At 41.1% G+C, this 2,322-nt stretch carries 1 protein-coding gene; it reads right to left on the bottom strand.

Features of this window, described 5'->3' with window-relative positions:
• Positions 1-67: 67 nt before the first annotated feature.
• A complete protein-coding gene (locus LKD48_RS16340) occupies positions 68-1,987 on the bottom strand; it encodes an ABC transporter substrate-binding protein (RefSeq protein ID WP_308732645.1) in 1,920 nt (639 codons plus the stop codon).
• Positions 1,988-2,322: the final 335 nt, after the last annotated feature.

The following is a 2,322-nucleotide window of genomic DNA, read 5'->3' as shown; positions in this document are numbered from 1 at the left end:
TAACTGAACCGCCGTGTACCGAACGGTATGCACGGTGGTGTGAGAGGTCGGCGGCAAAAGCCGCCTCCTACTCGATCTTAGAAGCATTTTCATTCCATGTCTCTAAAAAAGCAGCATAATCTTCTGCGGTATAAGCATCTGTAGAAGTTTCCCAATTCTTATACTTGTTATTCTGAATACCAAACATTGCATTGATCTTAGAATAATCGTTGATACGAGTCAGCTCCCAAGAAATATCAAAATATGCCGGAACAATCAGAGCATGATCAAGCATAAATGCCTCTGCCTCTGCATATGCCTCATATCTTGCATCCATATCATCTGTGATAGCATCTGCCTTATTTACAAGCTCAGTAAACTGGCTGTAAAGATCTTTAAGTTCATCGCTTTCACTGTCTACTGCATGACCAAGCTGTACCATATAGTAAGCGTTGTCACTGTCATCTGTCTCCTGACCTAAATAGTTCTGCGGATCACCGTAGTCAGCACCCCATCCAGCGATAGCAAAGGACTGACGCTTAAGGTTGTAAACCTCTTTAGAAAGACTGGATACGTAAGAATCAATATCAAGAACGATAAAATCATCGCCAAAGGAATCAGCAAATGCCTGCTTTAACACATTTGCACTGTCAAGAGCAGTCTGGTTTCCACTAGCTACGAAATATCTTGCATGTATTGGGAAAGTAACACCCTCAGCAGTAAGCTCTTCCATTGCCTGAGCCTTGTACTCCTCAAACTTAGCTGAATCAAGACGAGTCATTGTCTCTCCATCATATGACGGCAGACCTAACTTTTCCTGAACCAGCTCGGTATACTCTGTACCATCAGAAGTATAGATCAGACCCTGCATTGTGTAGGAGTTGTTGTAGCACTTATATGGATTGATAGCGTTTGTTCTCTTATACCAGCTGCCCAGATCAAGACCATAGTACCAGCACTTACGGAATGCTTCATTTGCAATTGCAGTATTCCAGTTTGTATCCTCTGTCTGATCATCATTAAGCTTGTCATAGTTAAAATGGAACTGATAAGACTTCTTGTTCGGACGCTTCTCTACCAGCTGATTATGATAAGGATCAGATTCGTTATTATAGATTGTCATCAAATTTGACTCAGACAGATCTACACGATCCAGCTCACCAGTAGTATACAGCTGATATGCAGTATCTGCAGACTCTACCATCTTAATAGTAACAGAATCAAACAGCTTTGCATCGGTATCCCAGTACAGCGGATTCTTTGTCAATGTCTTTGTATTCTGCTGGATGTACTCTGTACAGGTGTAACCGCCGTTATACCAGATATTCTCAGGTGTTGCAGCCTTAAATCCATCTACGCCAATCTCATCAAGCATACCCTGTGAAATCGGATACAGACAGTTGTAAGCAGCTACAGTGTCAAAGTATGGCTTCTCACTTAAACAAGTATACTGTAAGGTATAATCATCGACTGCCTTAATGCCAACAGTATCGGCAAACTCTGGACTCTCAGCAGTCAGTGCAAGTGCTGCATCTGCATCCATCTCATTTGTCATGTTGTAGTAGTCCTCTGCGCCAGCAATCATCTCCATCGGCATAGAAGTATTTGCTGCATCATTCTTATGGAAGTTTAATACCCACTCCAGTGAGGTTAAGAAATCCTGTGCAGTAACTTCACCCTTCTCATTTCCGTTCTGATCAACCCACTTTACACCTTTTCTTAAATGGAACGTCCAGGTAAGACCATTATCCTCAGTCTCCCAACTCTCTGCGATTGCCGGTGTCAGCTTGCCATACTCATCTGCCTCTACAAGACCATCATACAGATTAGTAAGTACATTCGTATCGCTCATCAGCTGAGACTGTAAAATGTTCCAAGTTTCAATCTCTCTTGACTGAAGCTCATAATCATACAGATCCTTAATCTCGTCTGCCATTACCGGCGCTGCTGATACGGCAGCCATTGCAACTGCTGTAAGGACAGCTGCTGCTTTTCTCGTCTTTTTCATACTTTTTTCTCCTTTTGATGATATGACTTAGTCGCTCTTCTTAGTGTCATTCCCTATTAATGTCAAAATACCTTTATGAAGAGTGCTCATGCTGCAGGTATAAAAACAATCTATGTCTCTATCACTTTAAATCAACATAGTGTTTTCTTTAAAAAAATTTTCCCACCGCAAAACCATATGAAGTGAGGTACCTGTTTGATGCATACTGTTACTATAAACCTATTATACTCATTCGTCAATCTCAAAATTTAATATATTTTGTAACTATTCAGAGCCATGCAAAATTGCTTTCTGTGAATGCTTGCATTCAGACAGAATAGCAATTTTATATGGCG

The sequence above is a fragment of the Anthropogastromicrobium aceti genome, from assembly GCF_020687335.1.
In the GTDB taxonomy this organism is placed as follows: domain Bacteria; phylum Bacillota; class Clostridia; order Lachnospirales; family Lachnospiraceae; genus Anthropogastromicrobium; species Anthropogastromicrobium aceti.
This window is presented reverse-complemented; position numbering and strand designations above follow the sequence as displayed.